Origin of the sequence: Epilithonimonas sp., from assembly GCF_032055105.1 — a bacterium.
Lineage (GTDB): Bacteria > Bacteroidota > Bacteroidia > Flavobacteriales > Weeksellaceae > Epilithonimonas.
In genome coordinates this window covers 14,851-31,793 of the sequence record NZ_DAMBRK010000008.1, presented here as the reverse complement: position 1 = coordinate 31,793, position 16,943 = coordinate 14,851, and the positions used below count along the sequence as shown (strand labels likewise).

Sequence of the window (16,943 nt, the reverse complement as noted above, 5' to 3'; positions counted from 1 at the left end):
AATACCATTTAATGAAAAAAGATTATTCACAATATATTAAACATCTTATCGCGGTAGATTGTATCATTTTTGGATTTGATGGTGAAAATCTCAATCTTTTGTTGGTCAAGAGAAACTTTGAACCTAAGAAAGGAGAATGGTCTCTTGTTGGTGGTTTTGTAAATGCAGAAGAGACTCTGGATGACTCCGCTAATCGTGTTCTTACCTCTCTGACAGGTTTGGAAAACATCTATCTGGAACAACTCAAATGCTATAGCGAACTAGAAAGAGAACCTACGGCACGTATTATTTCGGTTTCTTATTATGCGCTCATTAGCACGGATGAAAATATTCAAATTAATGAAAAATACAGTGCGAAATGGTTTGATCTTAAACAATTCCCTAATCTAATCTTTGACCATAACAAAATGGTTCAGAATGCTGTTACAAGATTAAGATACCGCGCTTCTACACAGCCCATCGGATTTGAACTTTTACCCGAGAAATTCACGATGAAAGATTTGCAATCTTTGTACGAAGCTATTTTTGATGAGAAATATGACAAGAGAAACTTCATCAGCAAAATCAACAGTATGGATATCCTTGTGAAAACCGATGAAAAAGATATGACTTCTTCCAGAAAAGGATCTTTCTTATACAGATTTGATAAGGAAAAATATCACAAAAAATTGTCTCAAGGTTACTTATTCAAAATATAAATTCTTTAATAGAATAAAGATAATAGAGAAAAGACAAAAGACTTTTGATTTCTAAACTATATTCGTTATTAAAGTTCCAACAGCAAAAAAATACTTTATTAAAATACTGATCACCGCAAAAGTGATCAGTATTTTTTTAATAAATTTAAAGAGAACAAAATTTCCTTTACCAGAAATACCAGTAGAATAATCCGCAGAGTACTACAACACCAAGCGATGCCACTACATCCCAAACGTTCCAGCTTTTTCTAATCAATTCTTTATAATCACTAGTAAATGTAATCGCATCAATTTGTTGAGCGGTAGGTTTTGGTGTAAACATAGAAACGACAATCATTAATACAATAATGAAAACCAATAACCATATTTCGAAGATCAACCAGTTCGTTTGCCAGAACCAAGTTGTACTTTCCCAAAATGTGCCCGTCATTACATTTTTTCCAGAGTTGGTAAAAATATTGGTCAATAGACGAATCATTCCAAGAATGAAACCTACAATCATCCCAACTTCTCCAGATTTTGGCGAGATTTTCTTAGAAAAAATTCCTAAGGCAAAAACCGCTACCATCGCCGGCGCCAACAAAGACTGAATCCCTTGAAGATAATCGTACAAACTACCTAGACTTTTCATCACAGGAATCCAAACAATTCCAAGTACAACAACAACCATTGTTGCAATTCGCCCTACATTAACATAAGTTGCTTCAGATTTATCTTTATACATTGGTTTGTAAAAATCCTCTGTAAACAATGTTGCACAAGAATTGAAAAACGCAGCTAATGAAGCTACCAAAGCGGAAATAAATCCAATCGTTACAATTCCTTTAACACCCGCAGGCAAAACAAACTTCACCATAGAACCAAAAGCTGTATCTGGATCGCTCAAAACAAATCCACTATCCGGACGAGCTGCCAAAGCTGCCGCAATCATCCCAGGAATCAAGAACATAAAAACCGGTAACAATTTGAAATAACCTGCCGCAATAGTTCCTCTTCTTGCACGCATCATTACTACATCATTAGCCTCGCCTTTTTGCTGTCCAAGAACTCTCTGAACAATGTGCTGATCTGTACACCAATACCAGAATCCAATGATGGACGCTCCTAGGAAAACCCAGAAACCTGGATAGTCGTCATACATAGGATCACCTGTTTGTAAATGGAACATATGATTGGTACCATAAGCAACGCCGTCTGCTCCAACATTTTGAGTTTTTGCAAATTCTATCATTGCAGTCCAACCTTCTCCGATACTTCCATTTCCAAGAGCAGATAGTCCTAGGAAAAGAACCATAAAAGAACCGATAATCAAAATAGGCGTTTGGATGGCAGACAAAGTCATCACTCCTTTCATTCCACCAAGAACGGTGAAAACTCCGGTTAACAAAATCAACCCGATTGCACCATACCAGAAAGGGATTCCTAATAGACTTTCCATAAAGATTCCGCCAGTAAAAGCAGTTACACTTACTTTGGTCAAGACATAAGCAATCAATGTAATAATAGAAAGCCAAGAACCTGTTTTAGGTGTATATCTATATTTAAGAAAATCTGGCATTGTAATAATTTTCCCCATTTTGTTGTTCATCAATTGATAAAATGGAACGAAAAGCCATCCTAACAAAAGAATCATCCAACCTTGCATTTCCCAGTGCGCCATTCCAACTCCGGATTTCGCACCTGTTCCTGCTAATCCTACAAGGTGTTCAGAACCGATGTTTGCAGCGAAGATTGCTGCTCCAATGATGTACCAAGGTTCTCCTTTTCCAAATAGATAATCTTCACTATTAGCCCCGTCTTGAGATTTTTTATCTTTTTGTACAGAACGCCAAACAGCCCAACCGACTGCTACGATTCCTACCACTATGATTACCCAGTCTAACCAGATAAATTCGTGTGAATTCCAATTCATAGTTATTGTTTTACAGAGAATTTATAAATCGTTTTTGTCTCATATTTCTGTCCTGGTTCTAGAACTACAGAAGGGAAAGATGGCTGATTTGGAGAATCTGGATAATGTTGAGTTTCTAAACATAATCCAGTTCTGAATTCGTTTTTACCGCCCGTTTTTGTATCATATTTTCCATCAAGGAAATTCCCAGAATAGAATTGTACGCCAGGTTCAGTTGTAATTACTTCCATTACTCTTCCAGTAGCCGGATGGTAAAGTGAACCAATTGTTCTCAAACCTTTTCCATCCAAAACCCAGCAATGATCGTAACCTTTTCCTAATTTCAGTTGCTCATCTGCCACTTCGATGTCTTTACCAATTAATTTGGATTGATTAAAATCGAAAGGTGTTCCAGCAACAGGCTTCAATTCTCCAGTTGGAATCAAAGTATTATTAACAGGAATAAAGCTTGCAGCTCTCAACTGAAGTTCGTGATCTGTAATCGGTTGAGTAAAGTTACCAGACAAATTGAAATATGAATGCTGAGTCAAATTCACAATCGTTTTCTTATCTGTTGTTGCAGAATAAGCGATTTCTAATGCATTTTCATCATTCAAAGTATAAATTACAGAAACATCCAGCTTTCCAGGGAAACCTTCTTCGCCGTCAGCACTTGTGTAATCTAGCTTCAAAGTGTGATCGTTAGACGCTTTTTCATCTACTTTCCATAACTTAGTATAGAAACCATTTTTACCACCGTGAAGATGATTTGGTCCGTCATTCTTATCTAAATCGTAAGTTTTACCGTCTAATTCAAACCTAGCATTAGCAATTCTGTTTCCGTATCTTCCAATCAAAGCACCAAAGAAATAAGGATTTCCGTTGAAATAATCTTCAGGTTTTGTATATCCTAAAACGATATCCTGAAATTTCCCTTCCTTGTCAGGAGCAGTAAAAGATGTGATAATCGCACCATAATTGATGATCTTAGCCTCCATCCCATTTTTATTCTTCAGAGTATATTGCTTGATAGAATCTCCAGCCGGAGACACTGCATAGTCAGAAACAGTTAGTTTTTCCATAGTATCAGTTGATGATTGTTCTTTTTTACTGCAGCTCCAGATAGATAGAGCTGCTAGTAAAAGTACTGTTATTTTGAATAATCTTTTTTTCATAATTTAAAAAAATTAATTCGTGAAATTACCTATAATAGATTTCATTCCAATTGATCGTATTCTTGAAATCACGGATTTTTGTATCCTCATCAATCACTAAAGATTCGATGCCTGCAATGCCTGCAAAATCTTCCAATTGTTGAACACTCAAGTTTTCGGAATAACAAGTGTGATGCGCTCCACCACCAAGAATCCAAGCTTCTGCTGCCGTGTAAAGATCCGGAAGTGGCTTCCAAAGAACTCTAGCAACAGGTAATTTTGGTAATTCTTCTGTAATATCCAAAGCTCTGGTTTTATTAATTAATAGTCTGAAATGGTTTCCAAAATCCATCAAAGCCGCTACCAAAGAATCGATATTTCCTCTTGAATTGAAAACCAAACGAACCGGATCTGCTTTCCCACCAATTCCTAATGGGTGTATCTCACAAGATGGTTTGTTAACTGCCAAAACTGGATCAACTTCCAACATATGAGAACCTAAAATAGATGGATTGGATGGATTCAAATGGTAAGTGTAATCTTCCATAAAAGCATTTCCACCTTCAAGACCTTGTCCCATAGTTTTCATTGCACGAACTAAAGCTGCTGTTTTCCAGTCGCCTTCGCCAGCAAATCCATAACCTTTTGCCATCAATCTTTGAACTGCAATTCCTGGCAATTGATCCAAACCGTGAAGATCTTCGAAAGTATCAGAGAAACCTTTGAAATTACCATCAACCAAGAATTTTTCTAATCCAAGTTCAATTCTTGCTGCGGTTTCCAATGATTTTCTGTTCGCTCCACCTGCTAATAAAGATGCAGCCATATTGTAAGAAGCTTCGTACTCTTCAATCAAAGTTTTAACTTCGCCTTCGCCAATTGAATTAACAACGCTTACAAGATCTCCGATTCCCCAAGTGTTTACAGAGAATCCAAACTTAGTTTCAGCTTCAACTTTGTCACCATCGGTTACGGCAACATATCTCATATTATCTCCGAAACGAGCAAATTTTGCACCTTGCCAATCATCCCAACCAGCTGCAACTCTTGTCCACTCCCCGATTTGTTTCTGTACTCTTTCTTCTGCCCAGTGTCCAACAACCACTTTTCTGTTTTTGCGAAGACGACTTACCATAAATCCGAACTCTCTATCTCCGTGAGCCGCTTGATTCAGGTTCATAAAGTCCATATCCATTGTTGACCAAGGAATATCCTGATTGAACTGCGTATGAAGATGCAACATTGGTTTTTGTAAAGCGCTTAGACCTCTGATCCACATTTTAGCAGGAGAGAAAGTATGCATCCAAGTGATGATCCCGATACAATCTGGAGCGTGATTAGCAGCCATTAATGTTTCGTAGATTTCGTCTGTTGTTTTTACTGTTGGTTTCCAAACGATTTTTACAGGAATCAAAGAAGATTGTCCAAATGCTTCTACAATTTTTTGAGAATGTTCTGCAACCTGAGCTAGTGTTTCAGGTCCGTATAAATGTTGACTTCCGGTGATAAACCAGATTTCTTTTGTGCTTAAATCTGTTAACATTGATTATATATATTATATTATTATTTTTTAATTATTGTCCGTAGTAAGCGTCTTTGCCGTGCTTTCTTTCGTAATGTTTCTTGATTAAAGAATCTTTCAAGCGCGGTGCTAATGGATTGATTTGTCTTGTGAGATAAGCCATTTCTGCAACGGTTTCCAAAACTTTACTATTATAAACTGCTTTGTCTGCGTTTTTGCCCCAAGTGAAAGGTCCGTGATTCCCAATCAGGATCATTTCTGTTTCTAGATGCGATAGATTTTTTTCTTTGAAACAATCTAGAATTTGAATTCCAGTATTATATTCGTAATTTCCTTGGATTAATTCATCACTCATTGGTTGAGCACAAGGAATATCAGAAGTCAAATGATCCGCGTGCGTCGTTCCAAAAATCGGAATATCCATCTGAGCCTGCGCCCAAGCCACAGAATACATTGCGTGTGTGTGTGCAACTCCACCGATATCGTTCCAATGTTTGTAAAGATAAGCGTGGGTTTTGGTGTCAGATGATGGTCTTAATTTCCCTTCGATAACATTAGCATCGTAGTCCATTATGACCATATCTTCTGGCTTCAAATCTTTGTAAGGAACACCACTCGGTTTGATGGCAAAAATACCTTCTGCTCTATCTACCGCACTCACGTTTCCGAAAGTGTAAACTACCAATTTCAGTTCTTCCAACTGCATATTAGCTTCGTAGCATTCTCTTTGTAATTCTTTATACTTTGAGCTCATATCTTTTTTTTGCTTTAATATTAGACTCTGTGAAATCTGCTAATTGTTGGTATTGCTCCATAAAACTTTCATACTTAATCACCTGATCTACTTGCGGGAAATATTCTGCTTCAAACTCAGATCCCATTTTGTTACTTGCTTCGATTACGGTTGGATGAACGCCTGCTGCAACAGCTGCATAAATCGCTGCACCCAAAGCCGGCGCTTGATCAGATTCTGCAACAATGATTGGTCTGTTAAGTACATTCGCTAAAGTCTGCATAATGAAAGGCGACTTTCTAGCAACGCCTCCAATTCCTATTACTTTTTCGATTTTAACACCCTCATCCTCAAAACGATCCACGATTTTCTTTGATCCAAAACAAATAGCATTAACCAAAGCTTTGAAAATATGAGGTGCTTTTGTTCCTAAAGAAAGATTGCTGATAGAAGCTTTCAATGTTTGATCTGCGTCTGGCGTTCTTCTTCCGTTGATCCAATCCAAAGCAATCGGAACTGCATCAGATAATGGAATATTTTCGGCTTCCTGAGTCAGACTTCTGATTAATTTATCAGAAACTTCTTCTCTAAGTGCTTCTTTTTGTGAAGAACTCAATAATTCGGAATTCATTAAAATTGAATTAACCGGCCAAAGCAAAATATCCTTGTACCAAGCTAACAAATCTCCAAATGCAGATTGTCCAGCTTCCAAACCAACACAACCTGGAATTACAGAACCATCAACCTGACCGCAGATTCCTTTTACAGTTCTGTCACCAATTTGTTCATAAGAACTAATCATAATATCACAAGTAGAAGTTCCCATAATTCTTACAAGAATATTCTCATCTACTTTTGCACCTACAGCACCTGCGTGCGCATCAAAAGTTCCAACAGCAATAACTGTATTAGTTGTTAATCCTAATTTAGTCGCCCATTCTTCATTAAGATGACCTGCAACTTCATCGGAAGTATAAGTTTCAGTAAACAAACGACCTCTAAGCTCTCCCAAATAAGGATCTAGCTCATTCAAAAATTCTTCTGGAGGAAGTCCGCCCCAGCTCTCGTGCCACATTGCTTTGTGACCAGCTGCACAACGGCTTCTCTTGAAAGATGCCAAATCTTTATGATCTGCCAAAATGAAAGTCATCAGATCGCAATGTTCCATCCAGCTATAAGCCGCATCTTTGACTTGCTTATCTTCTCTTGCTATATGTAAAATCTTTGCCCAAAACCATTCGGATGAATAGATTCCGCCAACATATTTGGTATAATCTTCTAATGATCTTTGCGCCAATTCATTGATTTCCTCAGCTTCTTTGATAGACGTATGATCTTTCCAAAGAACCATCATTGCGTTTGGGTTTTCCTCAAAACCAGGAACCAAAGCCAATGGTGTTCCTTCCTGAGTTACTGGAATTGGAGAAGAACCTGTTGTATCAATACAAATACTGACTACTTGCTCAGGATTAATTTGACTGGTTTGAAGTACATTTTTGATAGTAAATTCAAGACCTTCGATATGATCTAATGGATGTTGTCTGAACCTGTTCTCGCTAGAGTTACAGTATTTTCCCTCACTCCATCTCTTATAATTATGAACGCTGGAAGCCAGTTCTGCTCCGTTATCCGTATCAATAAGAACTGCTCTTACGGAATCGGAACCATAATCCAGACCTATAACATATTTTTTCATTGTAAAAGCTTTATAAATTTTGTTTAATTAATTTTTATTGTCTAAATATTTTTAATAAATCACGAAACCTCCATTAGAAGGCATTTCTACTTCAAAATCACCTTTGTCAGAAATTTTGATTGATTTGGTTTGAGTTTCATTATTTTTTGAATCAAATATCAAATCCATTTTTTTGGACTTCACAACGCTGAGATTAAGTTTTAATTTGATTGATTTCTTTTCTGCATTCACTCCAGCAATAAACCATTGATCTTTATGTCGTCTTGCCAAAACCACATATCTCCCTGGGTAACCATCTAGCAAAATAGTTTCGTCCCAAGTTGTCGGTACTTTTTTAAGGAAATCCAGTTCGAAAGTTGGAACATCAGTCAAGTTATTTGGTGTAATCGCAAAAGCCTGAATTGGATTTTGAAATAGAACAGACGTTGCCAATTGGAAAGCATCAGTTGTCAATCTTTTGTTTTCTCCAGAATTGGATTTGGTCAAATATTTATTAAGAACAACACCACCAAATTCCATACTTCCGACAGAGTTTCTCATAAACGGATGAAGACTTGCAAAGAACGCTTCGGAATCTCTCACATTTTGATCGAAAACCAACATCTCAGAAGCTAAAACTGCTTCGCTTCCCACAAAATTCGGATACATCACTTCCCAACCTCTTGGCAAAGTGGCACCGTGGAAAATGATACTTAAACCATAATCATTAGCATCAGAAAGAATATCTTCGTAAAGACGCATTGTTTCCTGTTTGTCACCACCAAAGAAATCGACTTTAAGACCTTTTACGCCAACTTCTTTCAGCCACTTCATTTCTTTTTTTCGAGCAACGGAAGTATTCATCATATTTCTTGGTCCCATCGGAGTGTCGTTTGCAGCACCGTTGGAATTGTACCAAAGAAGAATATCTACAGATTTGGTTTTAGCATAAGCAATCAAATCCTTGAATCTTTCTTTTCCAATATTAACATCCCATAATGCATCAACAAGGATATATTCAAAATTCATTTTTGCAGCTAAGTCTATGAATGTGATTTGATCTTCGTAATTCATACTTGGATCTTGCCAGATAATCCAGCTCCAAGAAGATTTCCCGAATTGATAATTCTGAGAAGCCTCAAACAAAGGATTTACAACATCAAAAGGAATCGTAGTTTCTACAATTGGTTTCAGAGAATTTCCAACTGTAATCGTTCGCCAAGGTGTAATCCCTGGAAGTGAAATAGCAGCACCAGAACTTCCAAATCCATTATTTTGTTTTGGATCTGGATAATCAATGCTGTACGTATTTCCGTTAGCTTCGGAAAGATGTGATGCACAATACAAGCTGGAAACACCAGTTTCAGAAATCATTGCCCAATCTTTACCCACGTGAAATAACGCTGGAAAAACGTAACCTTCTTTATTTTTAGAAATCTTACCTAAAGCTGCATCCGCTTCATAACCACTTTCGTAACTTGGAGCAGAGTTTCCAAATCCTGTCATTGCAGGCATCATTGGAGAAAGAAAAGTAGTCGTCTCTTTTGGAAAAGTATAACCTGTTTTTTCCGACAAAACAACCAAACTCAATTTGTCTTTCCAAGAAGGAATCTCGTAGCGAAACGCCACATCATTATTACTAACTTGGAATCGAAGTTTCAAAATCTTGTTTTCATTATTCTGAGTTTCTACTTCCAGAACATTGGCAGAATAATTAATTTCTGATTTTTTGATTTTCTGATTCTTGTAAGATTTGTTTTCAGAAGAAGTTTTAGAATCTTTCCAACTCATCTTATTGGTAAAATCTCCAGCATTAGTTGTTAAACCAAGTGGCGAATTTTCCAGAACTACTCTATTTTCATAAAAAACAGAATATTTCAACTCCTGATTTTCCAAAGAAACTTTAACTTTTAAAAGTTGATCCGGGCTAGAAATCTCTGCTTGTTGAGCAAAAGAATTGAAGCTTACAGAAAAAAATAATAGAACTGCAAAATCCTTAGAAAGTTTAGTGATATTCATTATTTAATTTTAAAAATTACTATTACAAGAGTTGAAATATTAAATTCCTGTTAACACAAATATAATATTCTTATTGAAATAAATGTAAAAAAAACACTTATTTTTTAATTACACTGATTTACAATAATTTAAACCTATTTAATCTTCAAAACAACCAAAGAATTAGCCGGAATTGTGGTAGAAAGATTCCCACTTTTCACGCTTATATTCTCCGATTTTGGTTTTATATTCTCCAAGCTGAAATTATTCTCATCAGAAAGACTAGAAGAAGACAATGTAGTTTTAGTTAAGTTTTTACCCCATTTTAGATTTTTAGCATTGATGCTTATCTCTTTGGATTGAGAATCTGTATTGACAATCTTGATAATCGTTTCTTTGGAATTTTTGTCAACCACCGCAGAAGCGTATAATTTCTCATCTCCAGTCACCGCTTTTCCATTTTCAGAAATCTTGATAACATCTGTTCCTTTGTTATTAGAAAACAACTTTTGAACGTAGTAATTTGGCGTTACATAAGACGATAAATTATTGAACCAAATCAAATCCGGAGTCCATTGCCAACCTTCTGCGTGAGCCAAAAGCGGTGCATAAGACGTCATATAAACTACATCAGCATTTCTCTCCAAACCTGTCATAAAAGCTGCTTCGGAAAGTGCAGTTTCCCAACTATTTTTGTTATCTGGACTTGCGATTGCTACAGTTTGTGCCGCATATTCTCCAGCGAAAACTTTTGGTCCTTTACGATCGTAGCTGTCATATCTTTTAGCATTTTCCTGAAACCATTGAGGCGTTTTGTAGTAATGTTCATCGATGATTTCAGCGTTCAGTTTTTTCAATTCGTCCCAACCGTAATCGAAATATTCACCAGCTTCAAAAGGTCCACTTCCAGAGATAATAATCATATTCGGATATTTGCTTTTAATCGCTTTTTCAAAAATCTTATATCTCTCAATATAATCTGGTCCCCATTGCTCGTTTCCAACACCAATGTATTTTAAATTGAAAGGTTTCGGATGTCCCATATCTGCTCTCACTTTTCCCCAAGCTGTGGATTGATCACCACTTGCAAACTCAATCAAATCCAAAGCATCCTGAACATAAGTATCAATATCACCAATCGGAACCAATTCTCCAGTGTTGAACTGACAAGCGATTCCACAACTCAAGATTGGAAGCGGTTCTGCACCAAGATCTTCTGACAATTGGAAATATTCAAAGAAACCTAATCCAAAAGATTGGAAATAATCTGGCGCTGGTCTGTGAGAAAACTCGGTGTTCCATCTATTAATCAAATATTCTCTGTCAGCGATATTACCAACAGTTTTTTTCCATTGATAACGTTCTCCCAAAGTTCTTCCTTCAACGATACAACCTCCAGGAAAACGTACAAATCCGGGTTTCAAATCATACAATTTCTGAACAAGATCTTTTCGTAAACCATTTGGTCTGTTGTTCCAAGTTTCTTGTGGGAACAATGAAACCATATCAAGATTCAAAACACCGTTGCCTTCAAATGTTAATTTTAATTTTCCCTTTTCTACTGTTTTATTAGGTATAATTACAGCATCATATTTTTGGAATCCGTTTTTGTCTAACGCTATATTAGCCGAACCAACTACATTTCCTTGTTCATCCAACAAATCAGCCTTGATATGATGAATATTTCCAGAAGCCTTTTCTGATAGAAAACTGAAGTTATATTTGGAACCTTTGTGAAGTCCCATTCCTTTGAAACCTTCGTTAATCAGTTCATAGTTTTTATCATTATTAATGGTAATTCTGGCGTAGTTATGATTGCTTTTATTTTTATCAGTCACAATATTAGCGTAACCAGAATTCTTGTTTTCGGAATGAAGATCACCTTTTGGCTGTGTCCATCCCATCAAAGGATTATAAAATTCAAAAGAACGGTTTTTTACTAATTCCGCATAAAGTCCACCATCTGCACCTTGATTGATATCTTCGAAGAAAACACCATACATTGTTGGCTGAACTTTGATATTAGTAGAACTTCCGTCCAGTTCTAAAGTATGTTTTGAAGTTTGTGCCCAGACAGTCGCTGAACTTAATAAAGCAATGCTCGCTACAAGCATTTTATGTCTTACTCGGATCATAATAATTGGATTAAAATAGGAGTGATAATTATTAAAAAAAGAAAATTTGGCATCGGTTGACAATGCCAAATTTATATTGAAAAATTAGTCTAATGGAGTTACAGTTGGCCAATCATTTTGCCAATTGATTTCTTTGATTTTACCTACAGGAAAACCATTCTTTTTAGCATCATAAGCGTGGAAAATGAGATAATCTTTCCCGTCGAAAGTATAAGTACTGTTGTGTCCCGCACCGAACCAATTCTTGTTACCTTCGATGACCAGTTTTCCGCCGCCTTCATTCATTGGAATTCCTTTGTCATCTACATAAGGTCCTGTGAGTTTTTCGGAACGACCAACAACCACTTTGTAAGTACTTTTTTCTGCTCTGCAACACAAATCCCAAGAAGCAAACAAGTAGTAATACTTTCCTTTTTTAAAAATGAAAGGCGCTTCTATCGCTGCATCGCCCGGATCTGTATCATCCAGTTTGAAAGAACGTTCTCTTTTTGCAATCGTGTGCCATTCCTGAGGTTGTGCAATGCTGATTAAATCTGGATTCAGTTTTACCATTTTCAATCCGTCCCAGAAAGAACCGAAAGCCATATAAGGCACTTTGTTCTCATCAAAAATGATTTGAGGATCAATGGCATTCCACATATCTCGGTTGGGATGACTTTGGATAACGATGCCTTTATCAATCCATTTAAAATCTTTGCTTTTCGGGTCAAGAGTTTTGTTAACTGTAACGCCGATTGCAGAAGTATTTTTAGCAAAAGCCGAAACACTATAGTATAAATAATAAAGTCCGTTGTGAAAAACAACATCTGGCGCCCAAATGTGATTATCATAATTTGGAACCACTTTGTCTGCCCAAGTTGGTTTTACATCAAAAACACTTTTCTCTGGTTTCCAGTTTTTGAAATCTGTAGAAGAATAAACACCAATTCCTTTCCCAGTCGTAAACATATAATAGATATTGCCTTGTTTGATAGCAACTGGATCGTGCGAAAATTGTTCATCAATGGGTTTCGCTTCCTGTCCGAAAGCGAAGCCATTGACTAAGAAAATAATAGAGAAATATTTTAGAAAATTCATTTTGAAAATTTAATTAATGCCTTTTGTAGTCATAATGATTGGTTTGATTGTTCCATCCTTGTTATAATAAAGATACTCAATAGAAACCGATCGTCTGAAACTTCCGCCATTTGGTTCAATAGCACCGTTGTGATAGATGAAATAATCTTTGCCTTTGAACTCTATAATAGATTGATGATTGGTATTGGAATTTCCAGCTAATTCGTTTAAAATCCCTTTGTATTCCCAAGGTCCATCAAGAGATTTGCTCATTGCATAAGCGATTTTTTCTGGGAAACCTGTTGCATAAGACAGATAATACCATCCATTTTTTTTGTGGATATAAGGCGCTTCTGTATATTTTGGTAGATCTATAGTTTTAATTTCGCCATCCAATTCTGTCATATTTGGTTTCAACTTGGCGTAATAGCAAGCTGTGTTTCCCCAAAATAACCAGCCTTGACCTTTATCATCAATATAAACTGTTGGATCAATATCATCCCAATCGATATGTGTTTTTTTGGTCATATCATTCGTTACTAAAGCTTTTCCCAGTGCATCTTTGAAAGGACCGAGTGGAGAATCACTTACTGCAACGCCAATTGCTTTTCCTGAAACAGTTTTATGACTAACCGTAACGTACCAATAAAATTTACCATCTCTTTCAATAACCTGAGAAGCCCAAGCATCGCCGGAAGCCCAAGCAAAATCTGAAGCTTTCAAAGGAACTGGATGTTTTTCCCAAGTTTTAAGATCAGATGAAGAATAGACTTTCCATTCATTCATTTTATAGAAATGGAAATCATCCGGCGCTTCATCGTGACCAGCGTAGAGATACACTTTTCCTTTGTGAACCATTGCTGCTGGATCTCCTAGAAATTCATTGTTAATGACAGGATTTCCTCCAGTTGATTGTGCTTTACTAACATTGTAAAAAGAAAACAATGCTAGTACTGCTATTTTTTTTGATAATAGATTCAATTTCATTATTTAATTTTTTTAGCCCAAATCGCAGTTCCGAATTGATTAAGACCTGTAAACAAAATTGTAGAAGACACTTTGTTTTCCCAATCTCTACCATATTTTACATAAAGAATATCTTTGAAAGTACCATTTGCCCAAGAAAGAGTCAAGTAAGGTGCGCTGTAAGACCAAGTGTTATTTGGATCATTATTAATAGTTCCGTTTGGACTTAGAATGGTTTCAGAAGACAATTGGAAATCTGGACTCGTTTGCTCATTACCATAACCCGGAACTACATTATAACCAAGAACAATTTGTTCATAAGTTCCTGCTAAATCTGCAGATTTTATTTCCTTCTGAGTTACCGCAGCATATCTCTCCGGAGAAGCAACCGGCCAGCCATCTTGCATCCAATACAATTCACGAACGTGAAGATCCATATAGAAACTGTTCACACCCGGACGACCTTGATGCGCAATATAATATTGGTTATTCTCTCCTTTGAAAACTCCCGGATGCGAAACACCTTGCCAACCAGAATGGCCTTTGAACTGATAAGGCGCAATAATCATTGGTGCAGAATCTATGTTATTATTAACATTAGCGCCATTGTAATCCAAGAAAGGACCATCAGGACTGTCGGATCTTGCGACTCTCACGTTGTATTTGGTTTGTAACCAGTCGTAAGCTAAGAATAGATAATATTTCTTTTGTTCTGCATTATAGATAATTTCAGGGCCTTCAAGATTTCCATTTCTCATTCCGCCTGTCATTCCACGCTGAACGATTCTTGTTCCTCTGTCTCCAGAGTTTTTCGCTAGTCCAGTTGTTGGGTCTAATTCTAATTTATAAATCCCATCCCAAGAAGAACCATAATACATAATATGTCTTCCGTCGGCTACCAAAACAGTAGGATCTATCGCATTGGTTCCAATACTGTTGTCATCTTTGGAAGTCACTACGATGTCTTTTTCTACCCAAGGTCCCATTGGAGAAGATGAAGTTGCCAAACCGGTAACACTTAATCTACCTTTGTTAGATGCCAAAGAATAATACAATCTGTATTCACCATTAACTTCCATAATGTAAGGTGCCCAAAGAGAATTGTCTGGTGTTCCACCGTTTTGCGTGATATATTCTACACCTTTCTTTGGCAGACCATCAAAAACCCAACCTTCAAAAGTCCAATTGATGAGATCTTTTGATTTTCTAACCTGGATTCCTGGCTTTACACTTACACCAAAAGCCACGTCTGTACTGTAGCAGTAGTAAGTATCTCCCACTTTTATAATGGATGGATCGTGAACGTTTCTGTAGCCCCACATATTGATATAAGGCAATGCAAACACATCTGCATAAGTATCAGTAATTGCATCGAAGTTAGTGTTCTCACCCGTTCCTTTTTCAGCGTCGTAATTGTTTACAGGTTCCCAATTTTCATCTTTACAAGAGTAAATCACCGCTGAAGAAAGCGCTACGAAAAGAAGTTTTTTTAAAGTATTAATTTGAGTTTTCATAGATATTAATTTGATGTTAGAACAACCACTGAGAACGGAGGCAAAGTCAATTTCAAAACATCTTTCTCTTTTTTGATAGTTTTGAAGTCTTTTGGTACAATCAATTCTGGTTTATCAAAACTATTGTGGTCATTGATTTTGTTTGATGAAATAATCTTAGCCGTGAAGTTTTTAGATTTAAAATCCTTCAAATCGATGCTCGCTTCCACCGAGTTTTTGCTATCGATATTAACCAAACAAATTGTAGTCACTCCATTTTTCTCTGAAGCTGATCCTGAAACTGCTTTCAAAGTTTCAGTTTTATTGCTGTAATTTGGGCTATCGATATTCAAAGGAATCAATTGAGCGTCTTGATGTGCTTTATAAAGATTCATTACGTGATAAGTTGGTGTCAATAACATTTTTTCACCTTTAGTAAGGATTACAGCTTGTAAAACATTAACTGTTTGCGCAAGATTTGCCATCCTAACTCTATCACTATGCTGATTAAAAATATTAAGCGTAACGCCTGCAATCATCGCGTCACGCATTGTATTTTGTTGATAGAGGAAACCTGGATTGGTTCCTTTCTCCACTTCGTACCATCCGCCCCACTCGTCAACAATCAATGCTGTTTTTTTCTCTGGATCGTATTTGTCCATAATGGCACTGTGTTTTTGGATTAATTCATCCATACGAAGCGCAGATTTCATTGTTGCAAAATATTCGTCTTCAGAAAAATCTACTGCATCTCCTTTTTTCTCCCAATTGGAAAACGAGTAAGAATGTAAAGCCACACCTTCTATCAAGCCTCTTGGGATATCTCGCATCATTACTTCTGTCCAATGATAATCATCAATATTAGCTCCCGAAGCAATTCTGAATAATTTGTCTGAGTTATTCCAATCTGTCATAAAAGTGGAATACTGACGGTAAAGATTGGCGTAAAATTCTGGTGTCATATTACCACCACAACCCCACATTTCGTTTCCAACACCCCAATATTTTACTTTCCAAGGTTTGTCCTGACCGTTCTTTTTTCTAAGATCGCTCATCGGATTTTTGGTATCGCCGTTGACATAAGCTACCCAATCCGACAGTTCTTTCACTTCGCCACTTCCAAGATTTCCTGCTAAGTAGGGCTCTGCGCCTAATTCTTTCGCTAAATCAAGAAAATCGTGTGTTCCAAAACTGTTATCTTCTGTGTTTCCTCCCCACCATCTGTTAACAATCGTTGGTCTTTCTTTTTTTGGACCAATGCCATCTTTCCAATGGTAAGTATCTGCAAAACAACCGCCCGGCCATCTCAAATTTGGAATACTAAGGTCTTTCAAAGCTTTGATAATATCATTCCTCACACCTTTAGTATTAGGAATGGTACTATTTTCGCCTACAAAAATCCCATCATAAATTCCTCTTCCGAGATGTTCTGCGAAGTGTCCGTAGATATTTTTATTAATGATTTGTGTTTTAGCTTCTTTGTTAGCACTTATTGTAGATTTCAGCTGTGCTTGCATTGAAACGGTGAATGCTAGAGCCGCCGCTGTAAAAAATTTGTTTGCGTATTTCATAGGATATTAAATCTTAGAAAAACTGCCTACAGCCTCAACACTGCAGACAGT

At 36.7% G+C, this 16,943-nt stretch carries 12 protein-coding genes; 1 reads left to right on the top strand and 11 read right to left on the bottom strand.

What is annotated here, in order from left to right; genetic code table 11:
• Positions 1-11 precede the first annotated feature (11 nt).
• The gene (locus RTY06_RS08470) at positions 12-698 is read left to right on the top strand and encodes an NrtR DNA-binding winged helix domain-containing protein (RefSeq protein ID WP_312824214.1); all 687 of its coding nucleotides are present in this window, start codon (positions 12-14) and stop codon (positions 696-698) included.
• Between the two features lie 166 nt (positions 699-864).
• Here RTY06_RS08470 and RTY06_RS08465 read toward each other — a convergent pair whose 3' ends face one another.
• From RTY06_RS08465 to RTY06_RS08415, 11 genes are all read right to left on the bottom strand, one after another.
• Complete coding sequence (locus tag RTY06_RS08465) at positions 865-2,610, bottom strand: sodium:solute symporter (RefSeq protein ID WP_312824213.1); 1,746 nt, start codon at positions 2,608-2,610, stop codon at positions 865-867.
• Positions 2,611-2,612: 2 nt separating this feature from the next.
• On the bottom strand, positions 2,613-3,764 hold the full coding sequence (locus RTY06_RS08460; protein ID WP_312824212.1) for an aldose epimerase family protein: 1,152 nt from the start codon (positions 3,762-3,764) through the stop codon (positions 2,613-2,615).
• Positions 3,765-3,789: 25 nt separating this feature from the next.
• A complete protein-coding gene (araA, locus tag RTY06_RS08455; RefSeq protein ID WP_312824211.1) occupies positions 3,790-5,286 on the bottom strand; it encodes an L-arabinose isomerase in 1,497 nt (498 codons plus the stop codon).
• A gap of 31 nt (positions 5,287-5,317) precedes the next feature.
• The gene (locus tag RTY06_RS08450) at positions 5,318-6,019 is read right to left on the bottom strand and encodes an L-ribulose-5-phosphate 4-epimerase (RefSeq protein WP_312824210.1); all 702 of its coding nucleotides are present in this window, start codon (positions 6,017-6,019) and stop codon (positions 5,318-5,320) included.
• Positions 6,003-7,694: a ribulokinase gene (locus tag RTY06_RS08445; protein WP_312824209.1), complete on the bottom strand. Its 1,692-nt coding sequence runs from the start codon at positions 7,692-7,694 to the stop codon at positions 6,003-6,005. Before RTY06_RS08445 ends, RTY06_RS08450 begins: the two co-directional genes overlap by 17 nt.
• A gap of 51 nt (positions 7,695-7,745) precedes the next feature.
• Positions 7,746-9,692 (bottom strand): glycoside hydrolase family 97 catalytic domain-containing protein, encoded by a 1,947-nt coding sequence (locus RTY06_RS08440; protein ID WP_312824208.1) that lies wholly within the window; start codon positions 9,690-9,692, stop codon positions 7,746-7,748.
• A 134-nt stretch (positions 9,693-9,826) separates the two neighbouring features.
• Positions 9,827-11,806 carry an alpha-L-arabinofuranosidase C-terminal domain-containing protein gene (locus RTY06_RS08435; protein ID WP_312824207.1) on the bottom strand — a complete coding sequence of 660 codons (1,980 nt, stop codon included), beginning with the start codon at positions 11,804-11,806 and terminating at the stop codon, positions 9,827-9,829.
• Between the two features lie 84 nt (positions 11,807-11,890).
• The gene (locus RTY06_RS08430; RefSeq protein WP_312824206.1) at positions 11,891-12,883 is read right to left on the bottom strand and encodes an arabinan endo-1,5-alpha-L-arabinosidase; all 993 of its coding nucleotides are present in this window, start codon (positions 12,881-12,883) and stop codon (positions 11,891-11,893) included.
• A gap of 9 nt (positions 12,884-12,892) precedes the next feature.
• Entirely contained in the window at positions 12,893-13,849 is a 957-nt protein-coding gene (locus RTY06_RS08425) for a glycoside hydrolase family 43 protein (protein ID WP_312824205.1), read from the bottom strand.
• Positions 13,849-15,342, bottom strand: coding sequence for an arabinan endo-1,5-alpha-L-arabinosidase (locus RTY06_RS08420; RefSeq protein WP_312824204.1), 1,494 nt, complete (start codon positions 15,340-15,342; stop codon positions 13,849-13,851). The genes RTY06_RS08425 and RTY06_RS08420 overlap by 1 nt, the downstream gene beginning before the upstream one ends.
• Positions 15,343-15,347: 5 nt before the next feature.
• Positions 15,348-16,892, bottom strand: coding sequence for an alpha-N-arabinofuranosidase (locus RTY06_RS08415; RefSeq protein ID WP_409450834.1), 1,545 nt, complete (start codon positions 16,890-16,892; stop codon positions 15,348-15,350).
• Between the last annotated feature and the right edge of the window lie 51 nt (positions 16,893-16,943).

Coding starts and splice junctions, on each gene's coding strand:
- RTY06_RS08470 (WP_312824214.1), top strand. CDS start 12: ATGAAAAAAGATTATTCACAATATATTAAACATCTTATCGCGGTAGAT.
- RTY06_RS08465 (WP_312824213.1), bottom strand. CDS start 2,610: ATGAATTGGAATTCACACGAATTTATCTGGTTAGACTGGGTAATCATA.
- RTY06_RS08460 (WP_312824212.1), bottom strand. CDS start 3,764: ATGAAAAAAAGATTATTCAAAATAACAGTACTTTTACTAGCAGCTCTA.
- araA (WP_312824211.1), bottom strand. CDS start 5,286: ATGTTAACAGATTTAAGCACAAAAGAAATCTGGTTTATCACCGGAAGT.
- RTY06_RS08450 (WP_312824210.1), bottom strand. CDS start 6,019: ATGAGCTCAAAGTATAAAGAATTACAAAGAGAATGCTACGAAGCTAAT.
- RTY06_RS08445 (WP_312824209.1), bottom strand. CDS start 7,694: ATGAAAAAATATGTTATAGGTCTGGATTATGGTTCCGATTCCGTAAGA.
- RTY06_RS08440 (WP_312824208.1), bottom strand. CDS start 9,692: ATGAATATCACTAAACTTTCTAAGGATTTTGCAGTTCTATTATTTTTT.
- RTY06_RS08435 (WP_312824207.1), bottom strand. CDS start 11,806: ATGATCCGAGTAAGACATAAAATGCTTGTAGCGAGCATTGCTTTATTA.
- RTY06_RS08430 (WP_312824206.1), bottom strand. CDS start 12,883: ATGAATTTTCTAAAATATTTCTCTATTATTTTCTTAGTCAATGGCTTC.
- RTY06_RS08425 (WP_312824205.1), bottom strand. CDS start 13,849: ATGAAATTGAATCTATTATCAAAAAAAATAGCAGTACTAGCATTGTTT.
- RTY06_RS08420 (WP_312824204.1), bottom strand. CDS start 15,342: ATGAAAACTCAAATTAATACTTTAAAAAAACTTCTTTTCGTAGCGCTT.
- RTY06_RS08415 (WP_409450834.1), bottom strand. CDS start 16,892: ATGAAATACGCAAACAAATTTTTTACAGCGGCGGCTCTAGCATTCACC.